This window comes from Enterococcus sp. DIV1089c, assembly GCF_050530965.1.
In the GTDB taxonomy this organism is placed as follows: domain Bacteria; phylum Bacillota; class Bacilli; order Lactobacillales; family Enterococcaceae; genus Enterococcus_B; species Enterococcus_B hirae.
This window is the reverse complement of record NZ_CP172888.1, coordinates 1762060-1783425: the sequence shown is the minus strand read 5'-3', so window position 1 is coordinate 1783425 and position 21366 is coordinate 1762060. Positions and strand designations below refer to the sequence as shown.

Annotated in this window: 23 protein-coding genes, 1 other RNA gene and 1 pseudogene; 15 read left to right on the top strand and 10 right to left on the bottom strand. The window is 35.5% G+C overall.

The genetic code is table 11. From position 1 onward, the window contains the following. Window positions 1–42 precede the first annotated feature (42 nt). Window positions 43–410, bottom strand: a transfer-messenger RNA (tmRNA) gene (gene ssrA, locus IGL30_RS08390). Window positions 411–691: 281 nt separating this feature from the next. Continuing rightward, window positions 692–1465 (bottom strand): Cof-type HAD-IIB family hydrolase, encoded by a 774-nt coding sequence (locus IGL30_RS08385; protein ID WP_088744945.1) that lies wholly within the window; start codon window positions 1463–1465, stop codon window positions 692–694. Between the two features lie 142 nt (window positions 1466–1607). Here IGL30_RS08385 and IGL30_RS08380 point away from each other — a divergent pair. From IGL30_RS08380 to IGL30_RS08370, 3 genes and pseudogenes are all read left to right on the top strand, one after another. Then, window positions 1608–1965, top strand: a pseudogene (locus IGL30_RS08380) (SdpI family protein). Next, a complete protein-coding gene (locus IGL30_RS08375; RefSeq protein WP_010718417.1) occupies window positions 1940–2656 on the top strand; it encodes a response regulator transcription factor in 717 nt (238 codons plus the stop codon). Before IGL30_RS08380 ends, IGL30_RS08375 begins: the two are co-directional and overlap by 26 nt. Then, the gene (locus IGL30_RS08370) at window positions 2656–4098 is read left to right on the top strand and encodes a sensor histidine kinase (RefSeq protein ID WP_088744944.1); all 1443 of its coding nucleotides are present in this window, start codon (window positions 2656–2658) and stop codon (window positions 4096–4098) included. Before IGL30_RS08375 ends, IGL30_RS08370 begins: the two co-directional genes overlap by 1 nt. A gap of 216 nt (window positions 4099–4314) precedes the next feature. Here IGL30_RS08370 and IGL30_RS08365 read toward each other — a convergent pair whose 3' ends face one another. The 3 genes from IGL30_RS08365 to IGL30_RS08355 form a co-directional block, all read right to left on the bottom strand. Further along, entirely contained in the window at window positions 4315–4821 is a 507-nt protein-coding gene (locus tag IGL30_RS08365) for a hypothetical protein (RefSeq protein WP_010718415.1), read from the bottom strand. After that, window positions 4808–5506: a hypothetical protein gene (locus tag IGL30_RS08360; RefSeq protein ID WP_249509676.1), complete on the bottom strand. Its 699-nt coding sequence runs from the start codon at window positions 5504–5506 to the stop codon at window positions 4808–4810. The genes IGL30_RS08365 and IGL30_RS08360 overlap by 14 nt, the downstream gene beginning before the upstream one ends. A gap of 358 nt (window positions 5507–5864) precedes the next feature. Then, window positions 5865–8006 carry an LTA synthase family protein gene (locus IGL30_RS08355; protein ID WP_317751781.1) on the bottom strand — a complete coding sequence of 714 codons (2142 nt, stop codon included), beginning with the start codon at window positions 8004–8006 and terminating at the stop codon, window positions 5865–5867. Window positions 8007–8235: 229 nt separating this feature from the next. On the opposite strand from IGL30_RS08355, the gene IGL30_RS08350 reads away from it, so the two are divergent. Genes IGL30_RS08350 through ybaK form a run of 3 tightly spaced genes read left to right on the top strand, consistent with a single transcriptional unit; the run spans window position 8236 to window position 10684 of the window. Then, window positions 8236–9408, top strand: coding sequence for a class I SAM-dependent rRNA methyltransferase (locus IGL30_RS08350; protein WP_240210545.1), 1173 nt, complete (start codon window positions 8236–8238; stop codon window positions 9406–9408). Between the two features lie 14 nt (window positions 9409–9422). After that, on the top strand, window positions 9423–10172 hold the full coding sequence (gene aroD / locus IGL30_RS08345) for a type I 3-dehydroquinate dehydratase (protein ID WP_349700631.1): 750 nt from the start codon (window positions 9423–9425) through the stop codon (window positions 10170–10172). A 26-nt stretch (window positions 10173–10198) separates the two neighbouring features. Then, window positions 10199–10684 carry a Cys-tRNA(Pro) deacylase gene (gene ybaK / locus IGL30_RS08340; protein WP_025480513.1) on the top strand — a complete coding sequence of 162 codons (486 nt, stop codon included), beginning with the start codon at window positions 10199–10201 and terminating at the stop codon, window positions 10682–10684. A 99-nt stretch (window positions 10685–10783) separates the two neighbouring features. Here the strand turns inward: ybaK and IGL30_RS08335 are convergent, their stop codons facing one another. Then, the gene (locus IGL30_RS08335) at window positions 10784–12037 is read right to left on the bottom strand and encodes an NAD(P)/FAD-dependent oxidoreductase (protein WP_096708924.1); all 1254 of its coding nucleotides are present in this window, start codon (window positions 12035–12037) and stop codon (window positions 10784–10786) included. Between the two features lie 113 nt (window positions 12038–12150). On the opposite strand from IGL30_RS08335, the gene gdhA reads away from it, so the two are divergent. Together gdhA and IGL30_RS08325 are read left to right on the top strand one after the other, a co-directional pair. Next, window positions 12151–13500, top strand: coding sequence for an NADP-specific glutamate dehydrogenase (gene gdhA, locus IGL30_RS08330; protein ID WP_317751782.1), 1350 nt, complete (start codon window positions 12151–12153; stop codon window positions 13498–13500). Between the two features lie 113 nt (window positions 13501–13613). Next, entirely contained in the window at window positions 13614–14960 is a 1347-nt protein-coding gene (locus IGL30_RS08325; RefSeq protein WP_010718407.1) for a glucose-6-phosphate isomerase, read from the top strand. 101 nt (window positions 14961–15061) lie between these two features. Here the strand turns inward: IGL30_RS08325 and IGL30_RS08320 are convergent, their stop codons facing one another. From IGL30_RS08320 to IGL30_RS08305, 4 genes are all read right to left on the bottom strand, one after another. After that, on the bottom strand, window positions 15062–16285 hold the full coding sequence (locus IGL30_RS08320) for a site-specific integrase (protein ID WP_240274159.1): 1224 nt from the start codon (window positions 16283–16285) through the stop codon (window positions 15062–15064). Window positions 16286–16439: 154 nt separating this feature from the next. Beyond that, window positions 16440–17504 (bottom strand): type I restriction endonuclease, encoded by a 1065-nt coding sequence (locus IGL30_RS08315; protein WP_053766638.1) that lies wholly within the window; start codon window positions 17502–17504, stop codon window positions 16440–16442. A gap of 57 nt (window positions 17505–17561) precedes the next feature. After that, a complete protein-coding gene (locus IGL30_RS08310) occupies window positions 17562–17990 on the bottom strand; it encodes an ImmA/IrrE family metallo-endopeptidase (RefSeq protein ID WP_010718404.1) in 429 nt (142 codons plus the stop codon). A gap of 6 nt (window positions 17991–17996) precedes the next feature. After that, window positions 17997–18368, bottom strand: coding sequence for a helix-turn-helix domain-containing protein (locus tag IGL30_RS08305; RefSeq protein ID WP_002320147.1), 372 nt, complete (start codon window positions 18366–18368; stop codon window positions 17997–17999). A 154-nt stretch (window positions 18369–18522) separates the two neighbouring features. On the opposite strand from IGL30_RS08305, the gene IGL30_RS08300 reads away from it, so the two are divergent. The 7 genes from IGL30_RS08300 to IGL30_RS08270 all read left to right on the top strand — a co-directional run bounded on the left by IGL30_RS08300 (window position 18523) and on the right by IGL30_RS08270 (window position 21366). Continuing rightward, window positions 18523–18747, top strand: coding sequence for a helix-turn-helix transcriptional regulator (locus IGL30_RS08300; RefSeq protein ID WP_165482094.1), 225 nt, complete (start codon window positions 18523–18525; stop codon window positions 18745–18747). A 120-nt stretch (window positions 18748–18867) separates the two neighbouring features. Continuing rightward, complete coding sequence (locus IGL30_RS08295; protein WP_240273422.1) at window positions 18868–19020, top strand: hypothetical protein; 153 nt, start codon at window positions 18868–18870, stop codon at window positions 19018–19020. Window positions 19021–19083: 63 nt separating this feature from the next. Then, entirely contained in the window at window positions 19084–19638 is a 555-nt protein-coding gene (locus tag IGL30_RS08290; protein WP_081123691.1) for a hypothetical protein, read from the top strand. Beyond that, window positions 19635–19865, top strand: coding sequence for a DNA-binding protein (locus IGL30_RS08285; RefSeq protein WP_010718399.1), 231 nt, complete (start codon window positions 19635–19637; stop codon window positions 19863–19865). Before IGL30_RS08290 ends, IGL30_RS08285 begins: the two co-directional genes overlap by 4 nt. A 16-nt stretch (window positions 19866–19881) precedes the next feature. Beyond that, on the top strand, window positions 19882–20067 hold the full coding sequence (locus tag IGL30_RS08280; RefSeq protein WP_010718398.1) for a hypothetical protein: 186 nt from the start codon (window positions 19882–19884) through the stop codon (window positions 20065–20067). Window positions 20068–20107: 40 nt separating this feature from the next. Next, the gene (locus tag IGL30_RS08275; RefSeq protein ID WP_010718397.1) at window positions 20108–20353 is read left to right on the top strand and encodes a hypothetical protein; all 246 of its coding nucleotides are present in this window, start codon (window positions 20108–20110) and stop codon (window positions 20351–20353) included. A 65-nt stretch (window positions 20354–20418) separates the two neighbouring features. Next, window positions 20419–21366 carry a YqaJ viral recombinase family protein gene (locus tag IGL30_RS08270; protein WP_179287073.1) on the top strand — a complete coding sequence of 316 codons (948 nt, stop codon included), beginning with the start codon at window positions 20419–20421 and terminating at the stop codon, window positions 21364–21366.

The window sequence follows — 21366 nt, the reverse complement described above, 5'->3', positions numbered from 1 at the left end:
TAATAAGGATTTGAGCGTTATGCGAAATCTACCAAAATCTCACAATGGAGACGGCGGGAGTCGAACCCGCGTCCAAACACATCGCCACTTAAAAATCTACGTTCATAGTCAACTCATTTGTGGTTTCGCTTTACAGCTTGCCGAGTGACAGGCATTCTGTATCGCTAGTCTGATGATCTCTTTAACAACTTACAGACGGAAAGTTGTCACGTATCCCACTAAATTTGAGACCCTTACTCGAGCACATGGGCGATGCCGAGAGGATCTACGCTAACTGTTTTTAGGCAGCTAAAGCGTAAGAGTTGTTTTCGTTTTTAGCAGTTATATTTAACTGTAACGTTTTAACGTAGACGTAACCTACGAAACGCAATTCAAGCTCAAACTGTGCCTGTCGAATCCGTAACGTCCCCGTTATAAACAAGGGTTACGTGTATTTTTCATACAATTTATATTATAGCACAAAATTGAATTTTTTCAATGAGGAACGATCACGGAAAAAGCAAATCGTCCGAAGTATCAAGAGATGATCCTCAATAGCTAATACTGTAAAAAATCATCTCTCAGTTACTCGGAAATATACATCGTATCTAGTTAAAAAGCTTTCAACATTCACCTGATATTGGCTAGATGAATCACCTTTCTACTAGTTATCATCCTTATCAGCAGAATTTCATCGTTTTTCGATTAAAAATCAAATCAAGTCAAAATATTTGAGCGCATGAACGATTCCGCCCTCAGTGTTTTTCTTTGTAATAAAAGTGGATAGTTCTTTGAGATCATTATAAGCATTGCCCATCGCGATCTTGTTGTCGCATGCTTCTAACAGTGCAAAGTCATTTGGTCCATCACCAAATCCAAATGTAGGCACATCAACAAGGTTTAATTCTTGTTTTAGACGTTTCACTCCTGCGCCTTTCGAGATTCCTTTTTTGACCGTGTCAATCGAGTAAGGACCATTTCGATAAAAAGTCAGATCAGGAAATTGTTCATGATAATATTCATCCCCAGATTGAGAGAGGATAAGTAACATATTGATTGGATGATCCAAATAAGCTTGCGGATTGATTTCTGGTACATTTGAATGGATAAAGTTATAGGCATCAATCATCGTTTGTGTGTGTGCAGTACACCAAATATGTTGATGGTTATAAAATGAGAGCTGGTGCCCTTGTATTTGGACATGTTCGAGCATCTTTTGACAGTCTTCAGTTGCGATTATTTCAGAATGAACTTCTTGACCATCCACGCTGATGTAAGAACCATTCATCGTAACTGCAGAGGAAATACCAGCATCTGACATGATATGTTTGATTTCAGCTTCAGTTCGTCCAGTTGCTATGACTGGCAGGACGTTATTTGCCTGTAGTGCTTGCATTGCTTCGGCCACTTCTGGTGTGATTTTTGATTGAGCATCTAACAGTGTTCCATCAAGATCAAAAAAAGTAATTGCACGATAATTTGACACAAAAAAAACCCCTTTTTTATTCGATTACCCCTATCTTAACAAAGAATGAACAAAAGACAAACCTTTCGTGAAGAATTACCGAATATATTGGTTCAAGTTAATTTTTAGAGTATACTAGAAAGAGAGATTTAGGAGGGATCATATGATTTTTTTAGTTATCGGAGTATTTTTGACTATCCTAGGTTGCTTGTTTCTTTTTATCCCTTCTAAAGGGAATCTGCCTTTTTATGGTTACCACTCACCGCGAGCCACAAAATCCGATGTTCACTGGCGGTTAGCACAAAAAACAAGTGGAAAATATTTTTTTATTTTCGGTTTATTGATGGCCTTGATCGGCTATTTACTAAAATTAACTGGACAGACAAACTATTTTATAATCGAGATGTTGGTTTTAGTTTTTCCAATTATGCCGATTTTTATCTTAACTGAAAAAAAATTACAAGAACTCGATGATAGTATTGGAGGAAATAAAAAATGAATATTTTAATGATAGAAGATAATCAATCCGTATCTGAAATGATGCAGATGTTTTTTTTGAATGAAGGATGGGAAGCAACCTTTAAATATGACGGAAAAGAAGGTCTAGATGCTTTTTTAGAAAGACCGAATTACTGGGACATGATCACTTTAGACCTGAACTTGCCAACGATGGATGGTATGCTTGTTGGTAGAGAAATTCGGAAAGTCTCTAGTACAGTTCCGATCATTATGTTAACAGCTCGTGATTCTGAAAGTGACCAGGTTATTGGATTAGAGATGGGCGCAGATGACTATGTGACCAAACCTTTTAGCCCACTAACTTTGATTGCCCGAATGAAAGCTTTACACCGTCGTAGTGAATTGGTAGAGGTAAAAGAAGAAACAAACAACTCGGACGATCACTTCGATATCGAAACAGATCACTTTAAGATGAATACAAAAACACGTGAAGCTTATTTAAATAAAGCACCAATCGAAGGTTTGACACCGAAAGAGTTTGATCTATTATTTACACTAGCTAAAAAACCACGTCAAGTATTTTCTCGGGAACAATTACTGGAATTAGTGTGGGATTATCAATACTTTGGTGATGAACGAACGGTTGATGCGCATATCAAAAAGCTTCGACAAAAAATCGAAAAGGTTGGACCACAAGTCATTCAAACGGTTTGGGGCGTAGGTTATAAATTTGATGATTCTGGTGTGGCCTAATGCGCTATCTTTACCAGCAGTTATTAGCCTTTTGCGGTATGATCGCGATGATCATTTTGATCGTAGGTGTTTCCTTTACGCAACTGACTAAGCAAACCATTGAAGAAAATAATTACCAACAACTTTTTGGCTATGCAGAATCTGTCGAGAAGACAACACAGACATACACAGACACGTTTCCTCAATTAAGCCAAGATCAAGCGTTTCAAAATGCATTATTATTAACGGAACAAGTCTTATCAGAACAAAATGTCAATTTTATTTTTATCGATAAGAACGAACGGGTCATTTATCCTACTGATAATGTGGTATTGAACTTTACGATTAAAGCGGAACAATGGGATAATCTGCGTCATGGAAGACAAGTAAAATTTACCTCCAACAAAAATATACTAGGACAAAATCAAGCGACGTCTTATGCCTTAGTACCTTTTAATTTAAATCATGAATTTTATGGTGGCTTGGTTGTTAGTCAACCGGCTAAAAATATCCATAATAGTGTTCGATCGGTCACATTGAATCTGTTTAAAGGTTTTATTTTTTCAAGTATTGTTGCTATATTAGCGAGTTATGCGTTTGCTGCTTTTCAGGTTAAAAGGATCAATCGTTTACGTAATGCAACGAAAGAAGTCACGAATGGAAATTTTGATGTCCAATTGCCAGTTCATGATAAAGATGAATTTGATGAATTAGCGGATGACTTCAACAAAATGACGAATTCTTTAAAAGAATCTCAGGCTGAAATCGAAGAGCAAGAAAATCGCCGAAGACAATTTATGGCAGATGCTTCTCATGAAATGCGTACGCCGCTAACCACAATCAACGGGTTACTTGAAGGTCTAAAATATAATGCAATTCCTGAAGACCAAAGAGAAAATGCGATCAACTTGATGAAAAATGAAACAGAACGACTGATACGCTTAGTTAACGAAAATCTAGACTATGAAAAAATCAGAACCAATCAAATCAGTATGGTTATTAAAAGATTCAATGGTACAGAAACATTGAAAAATATTGTGGCACAGCTTGAAACAAAAGCAGAAGCTGCAGGGAATGTTTTAGTTTTACAAGCAGAAGACGATGTGGAAGTGTATGCAGACTATGACCGATTTGTGCAAATCATGGTGAATATCATCCAAAATGCGATTCAATTTACAGAAAATGGAACGATCACGATCTCTTTAGAAAAAGGTTATCTAGAAACGATTATCCGAATTAAGGATACAGGTATCGGAATGACTGAACAACAAATGAAGAGTATTTGGGACCGTTATTATAAAGTTGATCCCTCAAGAAAGAATACAAAATACGGGGAATCAGGTCTAGGACTTCCAATCGTTCAACAGCTAGTTCGGCTTCATAAAGGAAAGCTGGAAGTAGAAAGCGAACTGGGGACAGGAACAACATTCACAGTTAAATTACCAGATGTAGAAATAAAATAAACAAAGAGACTGATCCAAAAATTGGTTCAGTCTCTTTTAGTATCTCTAAAAACGAATAAACGGCGTTCAAGAAACAACTCCTCAACAATTAAGAGAGGAGCTAAATAGTGTTCAAAGAACTGATCTTCGACAATAAGGATGAAACTCTCAAAACATAGGAAGCTGTGAGTTTCATCCTTATTACATAGGTCAAGTTGCTCTATCCACGACCTCTTTTTATCGTTCATCATAGATTTGGTCGACATACTGACTATGAGCAATGGTTTCATCATGAGTCAGTAATAGAATGGCGATTTTTTTGTTTTTGACTAGATAATCAAATAGATCAAGAATTTCTTGTGCTTCAATTACTTTAAGTTCATCCAGCACTTCTTCAATGATGAGTTTGTCTTTTTTAGCAAGTAACGCATGCAACAATTGAAGTTTGATTTTATCAAAAAGAGAGAGTTGATCAGGTTCTCTGTTAAGAAGTGCTGGATCAATCTTGAGCATTTCTTGAAAAGATAAACGTTCTTTTTTATTTTCAGATAAATTCAGTAGTACTTGATCTTTGGTTTTTAAATAAGGGAAGAGAGGCCAATCTTTTTGGACGATAAGTAATTGTTTGGGACTCGATACAATCGCTTGCTCTTTTAGCGCTGTTAATAGTTCTTCTTGTTTTGCTTTTGGGCAAAGAATAACAGCTAATTCTCCTAAAGACATTATTGGCTTACATGTATTCATGAAAGATCACCTTACCTTTTTTTAAACGTTGATAGAAAATCGTAAATTGTAAGAGACTAATACATAGACTGATGGAGATAAGAAGGCCAACCGTTTGTAGGAAACTCTTAAACGTATCGAAGAAAAAAGCATCGTTTACAAAATCAATTTTAAAAAAAGTTTGTTGATCCATCGGTATGGCTAATGGTCGAGTAGTCGATATAAGTGAATGGGTGTCAGGCAATTCAAATAATCTTAGACTCCAAAAATTAAGATGTTGTAACAGTGCTTGATAAATGTTTTGAAAAAGCACAATTCCAATAAATAAAAGTGTGCAACAGATCAGTAATGGTAAGATCATTTGCCAGATAATCAAAAGAAAAATTCTAGTTTTCGATAAACCAGCTAAACGCCAGTTGATCAATTCACGTTGATCTTGTTTTAATGTTCGCTGAAAGAAAAAGATAAATGCGCCAACAAACAAGAACAGTAACAACAAGATCAGCTCGGCATAAAATTGTTTCACTGATAGAAAAGACGGAAAGTGTACTTTTAAGGACGTCGTGTCCAAGAAACTAAGACGATCTTCAATTTGTGCATAAAGTGTTGATTGTAAATGATATAAGTTACACACAAGCATCAATAAAAAAGCAGTGACACTTGTAAATAAGCAACTAAAGAGTGTCTGTTTTTTATAATAACGCATTCTTGCAACTGAATAGCGGAGTATTCTCATCACTTTCACCTCATTTTAAATTATAGAAAATGAATATGAATAAAGTATGAAATTCATATAGTAAAATCAGGAAATCCCTATTTTTTAATAAACGAAAATGACGATAAATCAACTGTTCCGCTATATTTTGTGAATAAAATCCAATGTTCATGGATGGTTCTAATACGTGAATTTAAGCTCTATTTTCTAGAAAAACGCCAGAGTAACTCAAATTAAAGTGCATGAAAAAAGCTAAGAATTAACGAAAAACAAGAATTGGTTTTCGTCAATCTTAGCTTTTATAATCATTACTTCTATGGGCACGTAATCCTTTTGAAAGAAAGGCTAGCTATTTATCAGATTCAGAAGAAGGAACTGAATCACTCGTCTGTGTCCCATTTATTTGTTGGTAAGTTTTGGTTTCATATAGATCTTTTGTTGATTGGTTATTGTTTTGACTAAAGACACTTGTTGATTTGTCACCTAGTTCTTTTTCTTTTTCAAGCAACTGTTTCATGCCGTTTTTGTAATCAAATTGACTTGCTTCAATTGGGTCTAACCCAGTATCTGTAGAAAAGCGGAGTAAGTCACCATTGTTGATTTGATCTGAAACAGCTAACTGTTTATTCGCTTTTTCTTTCAATGCATCAATCTCATTTTGAACTTCTTGAGTCGGTTCTGTAATGGCTTGTCCAGTTTTGTTATCGTAAATCGTTCCGCCATAATAAGTGTATTTAGGAGTAATAAAATCACCATCACGGAAAGTAACAAGTTGATCATGTTGCTTAGAAAAGAGATCTTGTCCTAGCTGATTGTAGTTTTTGGTATCTACTCCTAACAGATGGAGTAGAGTAGGTAATGCATCCACTTGTCCGCCATAGGTATGATTGATTCCACCGTTTGTTTGTCCAGGTAGATGGATCATGTAGGGAACTCGTTGCATTTGTGCGTTGTCAAAGTTTGTCCATGTATCACTTGTTTTACCCACTAGTTCCGCTAACGATTTATTTCTAGAGTTAGAAATTCCGTAGTGATCACCATAAAGGACGATGACAGAATTATCATAAAGACCACTAGCTTTCAAATAGTTGAAAAATTCTTCAACTGCTGTATCGAGATAATTCGCTGTTGCAAAGTATCCGTTGATCGTTTCATCATTTGTCGTAGCTAGCGGGAAGCCTGCTTCTTCGTTTGTGAACTTAGAATAAGGATAATGATTAGATACCGCAATAAATTTAGAATAAAAAGGTTGTTGTAAATGTTCTAAATATTGTACTGATTGTTGGAAGAACGGTTTATCATGCAATCCATATTGGAATGAATTGTCGTCATTGACATCATAATAAGAAGCATCAAAGAAATAGTTGTAACCTAATTTTTTATAGGTCTCATTACGATTCCAGAATGTACCAGCGTTACCATGGAAGGCGGCACTCGTATAACCTTGTGTCTGACTCAAAATATCAGGAGCAGCTTGGAAGGTATTCTTTCCACCTAATTGAGTGAATAATGATCCTTGATTTAAACCAAATAGTGAATTTTCAAATAAGGTTTCAGCATCACTGGTTTTACCTGCTTTAACTTGATGGAAGAAATTGTCAAAGCTAAATGTACTGTTACTATGATATAAACTATTCAGAAATGGCGTTACTTCATGTTCTACACCATTGGCATCTTTTAGTTTATAGTCGATCAAGAATTGTTGGAAACTTTCTAAATGGATATAAATCACATTTTTTCCTTTAGCAATACCAAATGTTTCAGCATTTGGTTCAGCATAGTGATCTTTGATATAACTTTCTACTTCTTTCAGATCATTAGGACTTGCTTCTGCTCGTACTTGGTTCGTTTGGTAAGTCTGGATACCATCATAGACGGTAAACGCATTGATACCTAAATATTTGACTAAATAATCTCTAGAAAAAGTACGAGTCAATAATTCTGGGCGATCGGCTTCTGCTAAAAATAAATTTCCAGAAAAAATCATGACTGACAAAGTCGAGATCGCAAAAGCCATTCGTGCACGAATCGGTTGTGGATCCATTTTGATTTTTTTGGTTATCAATAATGCAGCGACAATGATAAAGTCGATCCAATAAAGGACGTCATATGGTCTAAATAAGCGAATAGCACTTTCTCCAAGCCCGCTAGCTACTTTTCCTGCCCCCAAGATGGTATTGATCGTAATAAAATCCGTAAACTCACGATAATAAGTTACGTTGGAGAACACCAGTAAAGTCAATAGGAAATAAATGACCATCATTGTAATATAAGACGCTTTCGTCCGTCTCACATATAACGCAATCCCCATTAACAACAACGTGGTAGCGATCGGATTGATAAACAGTATAAAGTATTGTATGCCACTTTCGATGCCTAAATTGAAATCAAACAAATAGGCAAAAATTGTTTTTAGCCAAAGTAAAACAGCTAATAAAGAAAAAAATCCGAGCCTTTTATTCAAAAAGGCGGGTGTTTTTATTCGTCTCAATGTAATCTCCCTTTCCCCACTCTTCTCATTTACAGAGTGTTATGAAGTTATGATTGCTCAAACTACATATTCCATCCTATTTTACTAGTACGCAAATCCAGTGTCAATCGAAACCAAACGCTTACACCGGTGATTAAGGATTTCTTATTCTTTTGTGAACGCTAGCACTAAGACAGCCTGCTTAATATTTGGTATACTGATTAATGATAAAGGTAAAGTAGGTGAGTCAATGAAAGTACAAATTAAGAAAAAAGCAGGAAATCGTATCAAGAACGGTTATCCATTGATTCAAAAGGAAGATTTGGTCCAGTCGTACAATGAAACCACGCAGTGGATCGAATTGGTTGATCAACAAGATAATTTCTTAGCTAAGGGCTATTTAGGTAAACAAAACAAAGGAATCGGTTGGGTTTTGAGTCAACAAAATAAAACGTTTGACCAGGCATTTTTTGAGAAAAAGTTTTCTGAAGCTAAAGCAAAAAGACAAGCTTTTTTCATAGATGAACAAACAACAGCATTTCGTTTATTTAACGGAGAAGGGGATGGCATCGGTGGTCTGATCATTGATTATTATGAACACTATGCAGTATTTTCTTGGTATAATGAAACTCTTTATACTTACCGCCATTTGCTCTTCTCAGCGTTTCAACAAGTTTATCCTGAGATAAAGGGTGCTTACGAAAAAATCCGTTTTGAAACAAATGAATTTCCTGAAAGTCAGTATGTTTATGGAGAAACAGCTCCTGAACCTTTAATCATCAAAGAAAATGGCGTCTCTTACGCCACTTATTTGAATGAAGGGCTGATGACAGGCATCTTTTTAGATCAAAAAGAAGTCAGAGGAGCTTTGATCGATGGACTTGGTCTAGGAAAGTCTGTTTTGAATATGTTTAGCTATACTGGGGCTTTTTCAGTTGCGGCAGCAATGGGTGGTGCTTTGGAGACCACTAGTGTTGACCTAGCAAAGCGAAGTTTGAAAAAAACACAGGAACAATTTGAAATCAACGGTTTGGATCTTCAGACACAAAAAATCATTGTGATGGATGTTTTTGCCTATTTTAAATATGCTAAAAGAAAGCAGCTGACTTATGATCTCATTGTGCTTGACCCTCCAAGTTTTGCGAGAAACAAAAAGAAAGTGTTCCGAGTAGCCAAAGATTATGGCGAATTGGTTAAAGATAGCTTGGCTATTTTATCGGACGAGGGAACGCTTATCGCTTCAACGAACGCAGCTAACGTGAGTACCGATCAGTTCAAAAAAATGATCGAAAATGAACTAATGCTAGCCAATGTTGAATATGAAGAAATTACTCGTTTTCGATTACCACAAGATTTCCAAACCATTGAAGCCTTTCCAGAAGGGGATTATTTAAAAGTATTTATCTATCAAATTAGGAAATAAGGGGGGGAGGACAGATGGTGCAAGTGAAAAGACTAAACTTAGGAAAAGGACATCCTAAAATTTGTGCGCCAATGATCGGAGACACTCGTGAAGAACTTTTGCGAGAAGCGATTTTAGCCAAAGAAGCTGGTGCTGATTTAGTGGAGTGGCGAATTGATTATTATGAAGATGTCTTTCAATATGAAAAAGTCACAGAAACGTTGGTACTGATCCATGAGATGCTCGACGGGTTACCGGTGCTTTTCACTTTTAGAACAATAGCAGAAGGTGGCAAACGAGATATAACGATCCGAGCATATCACGAGTTGTACCTACAGATGATCCGCTCTGGTTTAGTCGATATGGTTGATTTAGAATTAGACAAAATTGAAAGCCTTGAAAAAGAGTTGTTAGCAGAAATCAAACAGCGCAACATCCCGTTGATTATCAGCAGTCATAATTTTAAAGAGACCCCAGCTGATCCAGTCTTATTGTATCAATTGAATATGATGGAACATCTTGGTGCAGATATCGGTAAAATAGCGGTAATGCCCCATAACGAACGAGATGTTTTACGTTTGATGGAGCTAACGAGACGGGCAGGAGCGTTTGTGTCCATGCCTCTGATTACAATGTCAATGGGACAGCTCGGAATGATTTCGCGCTTATCGGGAAATTTGACTGGTTCGGTCATGACTTTTGGTGCGTTAACCTCTGAAAAAGCATCAGCACCTGGACAAATCACTGTAAAGGAACTAAAATCAATAATCAAATTATTAAATTGAAACAATCTAATTTGAAGGTGAAAATGTTGGCAAAGAAAAAACAAGTGAAAACAAATGCGATCCGCTTAGTAGAACAAAAGAAAATCAAGTATACTGAACATGAGTATGCTTGGGATGAAGCGCATTTAAGTGCATCTTCTGTCGCTGAGCAACTTTCTGAAAGTGAACACCGCATTTATAAAACACTCGTAGCGGTTGGAAACAAAACAGGAACGATCGTAGCGGTCATTCCTGGTAATCGAGAGTTAGATCTAAAAAAATTAGCAAGAGTATCTGGAAACAAAAAAGTAGAAATGTTACATCTGAAAGACTTAGAAGCTACCACTGGTTATATTCGTGGTGGTTGCTCGCCAATTGGGATGAAGAAATTATTTCCTACTTATTTAGAACAAACAGCACAATCACAAGAAACGATCATTGTATCAGCAGGAAAAAGAGGACACCAAATGGAGCTAGCACCTCAAGCCATTTGTGATTTAACTAAAGGGACTTTTGCTGATCTTGTACTGTGATGCAGTCGGCAATTCATCAGTTTATCAACTAAAAAAAGAAAAAACAGTAACGAAAAGAGTCAGACATCTTCTACTCCCTTCGTTACTGTTTTCGTTTAATCAGCTAAGAAAAGCGGCATTCATTCCTGCTACATGTCCAGTTGCAAAAGCCGCAGTAATATTGAACCCACCAGTATATCCATTAACATCTAGCAATTCACCAGCAAAAAATAATCCATTGACCAATTTGCTTTCTAATGTTTTTGGATTGATCTCTTTTAGTGAAACGCCACCACCAGTCACAAAAGACTTTTCGATGGCAAAAGTTTTGGTTATTTTGAAAGAAAAACTTTTGCAAAGCTCCGCAAATTGTTGGATCTCTTTTTCTGTCGTTTGACTACCAGTTTGTTCCGTTAGTCCACTTTTTTCAAGGAAAAAGAGAAGCAAGCGTTCAGGTAAAAAGCCATGCCAAGCATTACTCAATGTTTTCTTCGATTGGTGGCTTTTAGCAGTCAATTCGTTGATCAATTCTTGAAGCGAACGATTCGGAAAACAGTCTAAGACGACCGTGACAGGTTCTCCAGTCGTTTGCAACTCTTGATTGATGAAACTTGAACATCTCAATGCCGCAGGTCCAGAAATCCCAAAATGCGTGAAAAGCAAGTCCATAACATGTTCGGTGATGACTTTACCTTTCTTATTTAATACGCTTAAAGAAATATCTTGTAAAGATAATCCTTGCAAGGTTTTATCCTTGATAAAAGTTTCTTCAGAAACCAGTGGAGATTCTGTTGCATACAAGGGAGTGACAGTGTGACCGACTTTTTTAACGATTTTATAGCCATCACCTGTAGAACCAGTCGACGGATAGGTTCGCCCCCCAGTAGTTAATACGACACAAGAGGATTGAAATTCTTCAAATTCCGTTCGTACACCATAGATTTTTCCGTCGCTATGCACTAATTTTTCGACTCGGGTGCCAAAGAGCATCGTAACATTTAATTCATTTAAACGATGGATCAAGGCTTCGATAATCGTTTTTGACTTATTCGTCACAGGGAACATCCGACCATGATCTTCTTCTTTTAGATGAACACCTTGAGATTCGAAAAATTCCATGATATCAAAATTATTCCATTGGGAAAATGTACTGTATAAAAATTTGCCATTTCCAGGAATATGAGCAATCAAATCATCAACTGGACGGTTATTCGTGACATTACATCTTCCGCCACCTGTCATTAATAATTTTTTTCCAGCTTTTTTATTTTTTTCAATTAAGAGAACCCTTGCGCCATATTCAGCCGCACTAATTGCAGCCATCATACCACTAGTTCCAGCACCGACTACAATCACATCATAGGTTGTTTCCATTTCCTCACCTCAGAGAAAGTGTAGCATATTTATGAAAAGAAAGCAGGAAATGTTTTGAGCATCTAATAAAAATAGGCTAAAATAAAAGAAGATTATAAAAGGAGTGTGAAACAATGACAAACGCAACAGAATACGTCCAACGAATTCAAAATAATATTCATCAAAAAGACACAGGACAAGTCGAATTTTTACAAGCCATTGATGAATTTATGCCTTCAGCTACTCAATTTTTAGAAAAACATCCTGAATACATCAAACGCAATATTTTAGGATTGTTGTCAGAGCCAGAAAGAATCATTCAATTTCGCGTGCCGTGGCAAGATGACGAAGGAAACTGGCAAGTCAATCGTGGATACCGCATTCAGTACAATTCAGCAATCGGCCCTTATAAAGGTGGGTTGAGATTCCATCCGAGTGTGAATTTAAGTATTCTTAAATTCCTAGCTTTTGAACAAATTTTCAAAAATAGTCTAACTGGTCTACCAATTGGTGGAGGAAAAGGCGGAAGTGACTTTGATCCAAAAGGAAAATCAGACGATGAAATCATGCGTTTTTGTCAAAGTTTCATGCTGGAGCTATCCAAGCATATCGGTCCATCCATCGATGTACCTGCTGGAGATATCGGAGTCGGTGCCAGAGAAATCGGTTATTTGTTTGGAGAATATAAACGATTAAAACAATATGATGCCGGTGTCCTTACTGGAAAACCATTAGATTTTTGGGGAAGTAAGATTCGTACGGAAGCAACTGGATACGGATTGGTTTATTATGTCAAACATCTTTTACAAGCAGAAAAAGACTCTTTTGAAGGAAAAACAGTTCTGGTATCTGGTAGCGGAAACGTTGCCATCTATGCCATTGAAAAAGTTCAAGAATTAGGTGGGAAAGTCATCACATGTTCTGATTCCAGTGGGTTTATCTATGATCCAGAAGGAATCGACCTGGCACTATTAAAAGAAGTCAAAGAAGAAAAAAGGGAACGGTTGACCGCTTATGCAGAAAAACGTGATTCTGCTGTCTATCATGCTGGTCAATCTGTCTGGACTTTGAAAGAAACTGCAGATATCGCGCTTCCTTGCGCTACTCAAAACGAGATAGACGAAACGCTTGCTAACAACTTGGTTGAATGTGGCGTGAAAATCATCGCAGAAGGCGCAAACATGCCATGTACTCTTGAAGCTGTCACTGTTTTTGAAAAAGCCAATGTGTGGTATTGTCCTGGGAAAGCAGCTAATGCCGGCGGTGTCGCTGTCTCAGCATTAGAAATGAGTCAAAATGCTCAACGATTGTCTTGGGAAAGTGAAAAAGTGGATCGCCAATTAGATGAAATCATGAAAAATATTTATCAAACGTGTCGCCAAACGGCAGCAGCTTATGGCAATGAAAAAAATCTATTGCTAGGAGCAAATGTTGCAGGTTTTGAAAAAGTAGCGAAAGTGATGTATGCGCAAGGATTAGTTTAGTGTTTGAAATTTTCTTGTAAATATTAGCTTCAATTCATTTATTTGCTTGAAAAATTGTAAAAAAAAACGTAAAGTATAAGCTGTATATTGATCTTTTAAAGGAGGAATAAAAAATGGCACATATTCATTTTGATTATTCAAAAGTAGCACCATTTGTTAATGAACATGAGTTAGGTTACATGCAAAGCCAAGTATCAATGGCAGATAAAGTATTACGTGAAGGTACAGGCGCAGGAAGTGATTTCCGTGGTTGGATCGATCTACCTACTAATTACGACAAAGAAGAATTTGCTCGTATCAAAGAAGCAGCGAAAAAAATCCAATCTGATTCTGAAGTTTTAGTAGTTATCGGAATCGGTGGTTCTTACCTAGGCGCTCGTGCAGCAATCGATTTCTTAAACCACACTTTCTTCAATTTATTAGATGGTGAACAACGTAAAGCACCACAAATTTTCTTTGCAGGAAACTCAATCAGCTCAACTTATATCGCTGATTTGATTGAAGTAATCGGAGATCGTGACTTCTCAGTAAACGTGATTTCAAAATCAGGTACAACGACTGAACCAGCTATCGCATTCCGTGTCTTCAAAGAATTACTTGTTAAAAAATATGGTCAAGAAGAAGCGAATAAACGTATTTATGCAACAACTGATAAAGCAAAAGGTGCAGTTAAAGTAGAAGCCGACGCAGAAGGTTGGGAAACATTCGTGATTCCTGATGACATCGGTGGACGTTTCTCTGTCTTAACAGCAGTAGGATTACTACCAATCGCTGTTAGTGGAGCAGATATCGATGCGTTGATGCAAGGAGCTGCAGATGCAAGCAAAGCTTATTCAAGTGATAAACTAGAAGAAAACGAAGCTTATCAATATGCAGCAATGCGTAACATCCTTTACCGTAAAGGGAAAGTAACTGAATTATTGATCAACTATGAACCAGGAATGCAATACTTCTCTGAATGGTGGAAACAATTATACGGTGAATCAGAAGGCAAAGACCAAAAAGGAATCTACCCTTCAAGTGCGAACTTCTCAACTGACTTACATTCACTAGGTCAATATATTCAAGAAGGACGCCGTAACATTTTTGAAACGATCGTTAAAGTTGAAAAACCACGTAAATCAATTACAATTCCAGAACAAGCTGAAGACCTAGATGGTTTAGGTTACTTGGAAGGAAAAGAAGTAGATTTCGTCAATACAAAAGCTTTTGAAGGAACTTTATTGGCTCATACAGATGGCGACGTACCAAACTTATTAGTTAAAATTCCAGAAATGGATGCTTACACATTAGGTTATACAATGTACTTCTTTGAAATTGCTGTAGGTATTTCAGGTTACTTAAATGGAATTAACCCATTTGACCAACCTGGTGTTGAAGCATATAAGAAAAACATGTTCGCACTTCTAGGCAAACCAGGCTTTGAAGACCTTGCAAAAGAATTGAACGAACGTTTGTAATATAAGGTTTTTAGTCAGATTTAAAAAAATAGTGATAGAAACATGTTCGCTTGAAAATAAAACTAGTGATAGTTTTAGTGATAGTGAAAGTAAAAAAGCGCTCAATTTGAGTGCTTTTTTATTTGCTCTTCTATATAGTTTTCTAATTGGTTCATTGATCTTTTTTTCACTTCGGGAGAAATATGGGCATAGACTTGTGTAGTAGAAACATCTTTATGTCCTAAAAAATCTTTGATATCTTCTAAAGGTATTCCTGCTTGTCTCGTTCTAGCTGCAAAAGTATGTCTACCATCATGCACAGTTATGTGGGGGAGATTGGCACGTTTTTCAATTCTATGAGAAGCACCGTTAACGGTTCGATCTCTTATTGGAATACCTTTATTTTTACCGTAAGTATTTATAAAAATAAATGCTTCGTGGTCATCTGTTTCAGGTAAAAAACCAAATTCTTTTATTACTTGATTTCTTAAAGTCAATAAGGCTTTCTTTACTCGTTTTGTCATAGGCAATGATCGTGTACCAGATGGGGTTTTTGTGTCATCTGTAATAATTAAACCTTTGTTAGGTCCTTTTTCAGCAGCCCCAAGTCGTTCACGTTTGATATTAAGTGTATTCTGAGAAAAATCAATATCAGCCCATTGTAGCCCTAAAGCTTCTGATTTTCGCAATCCTTGATCAAATATAATAAGAAAAAAGGGATACCATATAAATGATTTCTCTTTTTTGGCAAATTCGAGAAATAGTTCAGATTGATCAAAAGTATAATATCTAACTTTCTTTTTATCAGATAGATTTCTTGGAAACTCAACAAAACTAGTAGGGTTATTCTTTATATATCCTAACTGAATAGCTTTTTTGAAAGCATTGCTAAGAGTGGCATTGATACTTTTGGCTGTTGTTACTGAGAGACCTTCCTTAGTTCTACCTAAACCCTTTTTAGTAAGTAACTGATTGATGAATCTTTGATGATCAGCTCTAGTATATTTATCTAGTTTATATTTTCCAATATAAGGATTGATGTACATTTTTATATTTGCCCTATGAACTATTCTTGTTCCTTCTTTAACATTCATTTTATAGTTATTAATCCAATCGTCCATGAATTTTTCTATAGTTAATTTCTTAGGATTATTTTGTATATATTCTTCAGAAGCTATTTGTCCTTCAATGATTTTTGCGAATTTTTCAGCTTCTTCAAAACTTTTAAATCCTTTTTTATGAATTTTTCTTTGTAACTTTGTCCCGGGATCAATCCCATTTGATACATAGACTTCATAACGGTAATCTTTTGATTTTTTTAAATAGTACTTTTTAATGGAGGCCATTAAAATCAATCCTTTCGTAATTCATGCCCAATAGTAAGATATTTCAAGTTGGGTATATTTATTAAAATGTGTATTTAGATAAGATTCGTACTAATAAAAATAAAATACGAACCTATGTTCTTTTGTATCTAAAAAGAAAAGCCCGAAGGCTTTATTATAAAAATTTATTTACAACATCAATAATTTGGTTTGAATAGTTATAGATATCTATTGGTTCTTTTAATTCATAAACTGTATGATTTTCATCATTCAGCTCAATTTTCATTCCGTTTGTATTAAATCGGACACGTAAAATCCATTTTCTTATATTATCATCTAACAAAATATTGAAATAACTTCTATTGTCACGATAGAATAATCGATCCAAAGGAATCGTATCTTTTAAGACTACTTTACAAATAGTATAAGCTTCTAATTCTTCAGGGGTCGTAACAATTTCACTATCTGTTTCATCTGTAGTATTAGATTCTGATTTAGTTTCATTGTCCTCAACAGTGACGGATGTCTTTAAAGCAGCACTCAGTTTATCATTTACTCTTTCAGCAATAAATTGGTTTAGCCCTTTTTTTATAATAGGTTTAAATTTTTCAACGGTTTGTTTAGTTTTCATACCATCATAAATTTCAGTAAGTAAATATTTTACGAAATCTTCAGTTGGATCATTGAGTTCAGAAGAAAGATAATTTTTTAATGAATTTAAATATTTAAGCTCAGCTGCAGAGCTCGTAATTTTATCTACGTCAAAATTATCTTTGTGAAATTTAGCTAATTCTGGGATTTGGCTGTCTTTAATTTTAGTAATATTAACAGTCAAAAATGGTGTAAGATCCATTTTATTTGGTTCATCTAAATCAGTAAAAAATTTATACTCTTCTCCGTTAGTTAATATTCCAAATTTCGATACTGTAGTGCCGAAATATCTGAATAATTGAGAATCATGTTTTGTTAATTGTTCATTAATTGATTTTGCTTCTATAAGTATAGTTGGTTGACCTTCAAGAACAATTGCATAATCAACTTTTTCACCTTTCTTTATTCCAACATCTGCAGTAAATTCTGGTACGAATTCGGTTGGATTAAATAAATCATAGCCTAATGCTGCGAAAAAAGGCATAATTAGAGAAGTTTTAGTAGCTTCCTCGGTTCCGATACTATCTTTAAGCTCAACAACTCGTTTTCCTAATTGTTTTAATGTATCTTGAAATTTTTCTAACTCCATAGTTTTCCTCCGGTATTTTTTTCACTCCCACTTAGGGCAGGAAGTAGTAGCCGCCAATTAAATTAAAAATCTATACACGCTTTCAGGAAGCCCATACAAATTTGTTAATTCCTCGACTTTTCTAGGGTATTTATCGTTGTCTTCTTTATAAAGAGAAACAATGAGATTAGCGGCAAAGCAATTCGCTTCGCTCTCTGATTTACTTCTGGATGTTTTTGTTGATACGTAATAGCTAGATAACCCACGATGAAATATAGCGTGACCAAGTTCGTGAGCGCAAATATAGAACCGTTCTTCAGAATACTTCAGTTCGTGATTTAGAAGAATAATTGAGCGTCCTAATAATTCTTGAAATTGCCCCTTTGGGTTATTCAAAAAGGGAACGTATCTAATTTGAATATCCATTTTTTCACAAATAGTAAAGGGATTAGCAGAATTATATTTTTGTTTTAGTCTACCGACTAGACTAATTACGTCCATCTCCATAGAAAATCACTTCTCTTTACTTTTGTCTTCTTTTCTAAATTCCCAAAATAGACCAGTTAAAACATCTTTTACCCGTTGTTTCTCTTCATCTGTTAATGTTTCACCACCATAAGCCATGTTAACGTTGGAATCGAGCATTTTATCTAACTCAATTAAATCATTTTCATCGGCCCATTTTGGCGTTTTATTTCTTCCTAATAAATAATCAGTAGTAACATCAAAAATATTAGCTAAAGATTGAAGAATAGAAAAGTCAGGCTCTCTCTTTCCACTTTCATAGGCTGTATAAGCAGGGCGAGTAATTCCTAACTTATCAGCAACTTCTTGTTGTGTCATTTTCTTTGAAAGCCTCAATTCTTTGATTTTTTCTGGAAACATTTAGACACCCACTTTCTATATAAAGGGTAACATGCTGTTACGTATAAATGAATCGAAAAACAAGTAACTTTTTGTTACTTATTCCGTTGACAAGTAACCATATGTTACTTATAATGTGTTTGTAACGAAATGACACATGAATAGGAGGTATATGATGAGGAAATGGCTAATTGAAAAAAGAGAGCAACAAAATCTAACTCAAGAAAAAGTAGCTAAAAGATCAGGAATTCAGCGTTCTTATTATAGTATGATTGAGAGTGGCAAGAGAAGTCCTAGTCCATATGTAGCTATGAAAATTGCTACTGTTTTATCCTTTGATTGGACTATTTTTTTTAACTATCAAAGTAACAAAATGACACATAACGAGACGATCAAATAAAAAAGAACAATAAAGATTTTCTTGAAGGTAAATTTTGTACGATAGTTTTGTCAATATTACTTTCTATTATTGTTTCAATTGTTTACCAAATATTAGTTAACTAAAAAAGGAGTGCTTTTTATGTCACGCCGAGAAAAAATAAACATCGTACTTGATGCAAGACCTAGACTAGTACACATCATCAAATGTGCTACAGATGTTCAACTTGATCTTTTAGTTGAAGAAGTTCAAAAAGAGCTTGAACGTGAATTAGACGAAACAGCTTTTGTTTGATTCTTTAAATTAATAGTACAAAAAAATTGCTCGTATTGATATACGTGCGAATAAGAAATTGAGGTGTTCAAACTGTTAAAAAAATCAGCTGTCATTCGAGAATCATTAATTAAGGTGATAAATAAGAGTGGCAAAACGAAGAAAAAAATTGCAAAGCAAGTTAATGTATCTCAACAGTCATTGAGTGATTGGACAACGCCACATAATACTAAGCCTGTGACGTTAGAAAATGCTCAAGCTTTAACTGATCATTTTCGGGATTCAGATTTTACTCTCCATGTAATCCATAAATTTTTTGGATTATTTAAATCAATTGATGGAGATGTTTATAGAAGAGACCCCTCGTCACTAGATAAGCTTCAAATGATAGAATCCGATGAGCGAAAACAAAAGAAACAAGAAGTTGAGAAAATTCTTCTCAAAAATGAGGATTATTTAACCGCTGAGGATCGTCAGCAAATCATTTCATATGCATATGAGTTTTTAGACGAGATCATGATTGAAGTGACTCTGATCAGTGTACTATGCGAAATTCTTGGAATTGATATTCGTCAACTAAGCGAGCAGCGTTTAACTTATTGGATCAGTCAAGGATACATGAAAGGAGAATTAAAATGAAGATTTCACAAATGGAAAGAGTGGTCCCTTTAGTTCAAAAAAAGCAACCAAAAGAAAGAGTTTGGAAGAAAGCTAAAGACATTGCTGAATATTTCGGTGTCTCATTAGCTACTATTTCTAAATGGACGAATTCAAAAAATGATCCGTTACCTTCTCGAAGGGTTCGAGGTGTTTTGCAGTATGACTTCGAGTTAGTGAAGGAATGGGAAGAACGCAATACTAATTAGAAAGGAATGTGAAGCAATGAGAACGGTTTTTAAAATGACTGTCAAAAGCGCTTTGCTTATGTGTCTTGTAGCAATCATACTGACAAGTATCAACCCGGCATATGCGCTGATTTATTGGGGAACTTTAGTAGTTGTTACTGCTGTAAGAGAAAGTTTCAAAATGCCAACACAAAAAAGACCGACCAGCGATGGCCGTCGCTAATCGGTAACATAAAAAAACATAACTAAGGAGATTTTACCATATGAATCCAAAAATTAAAAATTTAATTGAAGAACTAATACATGAGTGTAACGAAAGTGATGTAGCCATCACTCTTGGGGCGATTGATCCAAGTGTAGATGAAGCAACTGTTGTATTTGGTGGAACATTTGCTTTGCAAACAATTGTACTAACACTAATGAACGATAAGTTTAAAGAAAGTATACGAACTAATGATTGCGATTGTCCTGCATGTAAGGCTACAAAGGAGATGATGTTTAATGAATGACTTTGCCTCATCGTTAGATCAATACCTAAATACTCCAGATTGGGGAAGACCACAAACTGAGGAGGATGAAGATGAGTAAATCAACTTTAGACATGAGCCATCAAGAATGGCTCGAAGACCGCAAAAGAGGTATTGGTGGTTCTGATGTCGCAACAGTACTTGGATTGAATAAATACAAATCCCCTTATCAATTATGGCTTGAGAAAACGGGTCAAATTGAATTAAAAGATTCAGAGAGCGAACCAGCTTATTGGGGCAATGTTTTAGAAGAAGTTGTTGCCAAAGAATTTCAAGAACGAACAGGCAAAAAGGTCCGTAGAAGAAACCAAGTGTTTGAACATCCGTTACATCCATTCTTAAGAGCAAATATCGATCGTGATGTAGTAGGAGAAAATGCCATTCTTGAATGTAAAACAGCGAATCAATTTTTTAGCAAAGAATGGGAAGGAGAAGAAGTGCCACTTAGTTATTTGTGTCAAGTGCAACATTACATGAATGTTTTGAACAAGGATTATTGTTATATCGCTGTGTTGATTGGTGGTCAAAGATTTATATGGAAACGAGTTGAACGAGATCAAGAACTGATTGACATCATCACAGAACGGTTAGTTGATTTTTGGGAAACGAACATTATCGGCGGAGAAGAGCCACTGATCGATGGAAGTAAAGCAACGTCAGATTTTCTAAAAGAGCGTTATTCAGAATTAGATTCAACTGAAATTATGCTTCATGCTGATTATGATGTTCTACTCGATCAAAAAGAAGAGTTACTCAAAAATAAGAAGGAACTAGAGAAGAGTATTCGACAAATCGACAATCAAATTATTCAGGAACTTGGAATAAAGAATGCCTCTACAGGTATCACACCTAATCGGATTATTTGTTTAAAATCAGTCGTTTCTAAACGAAAAGACTTGAAGAAAATAGCAGAGAAATATCCATATGTGATGAAAGATGAGGAAATTTACAGTTTATCAACTTCAAATAGATTAGTGATAAAGGAGATTCAGTGA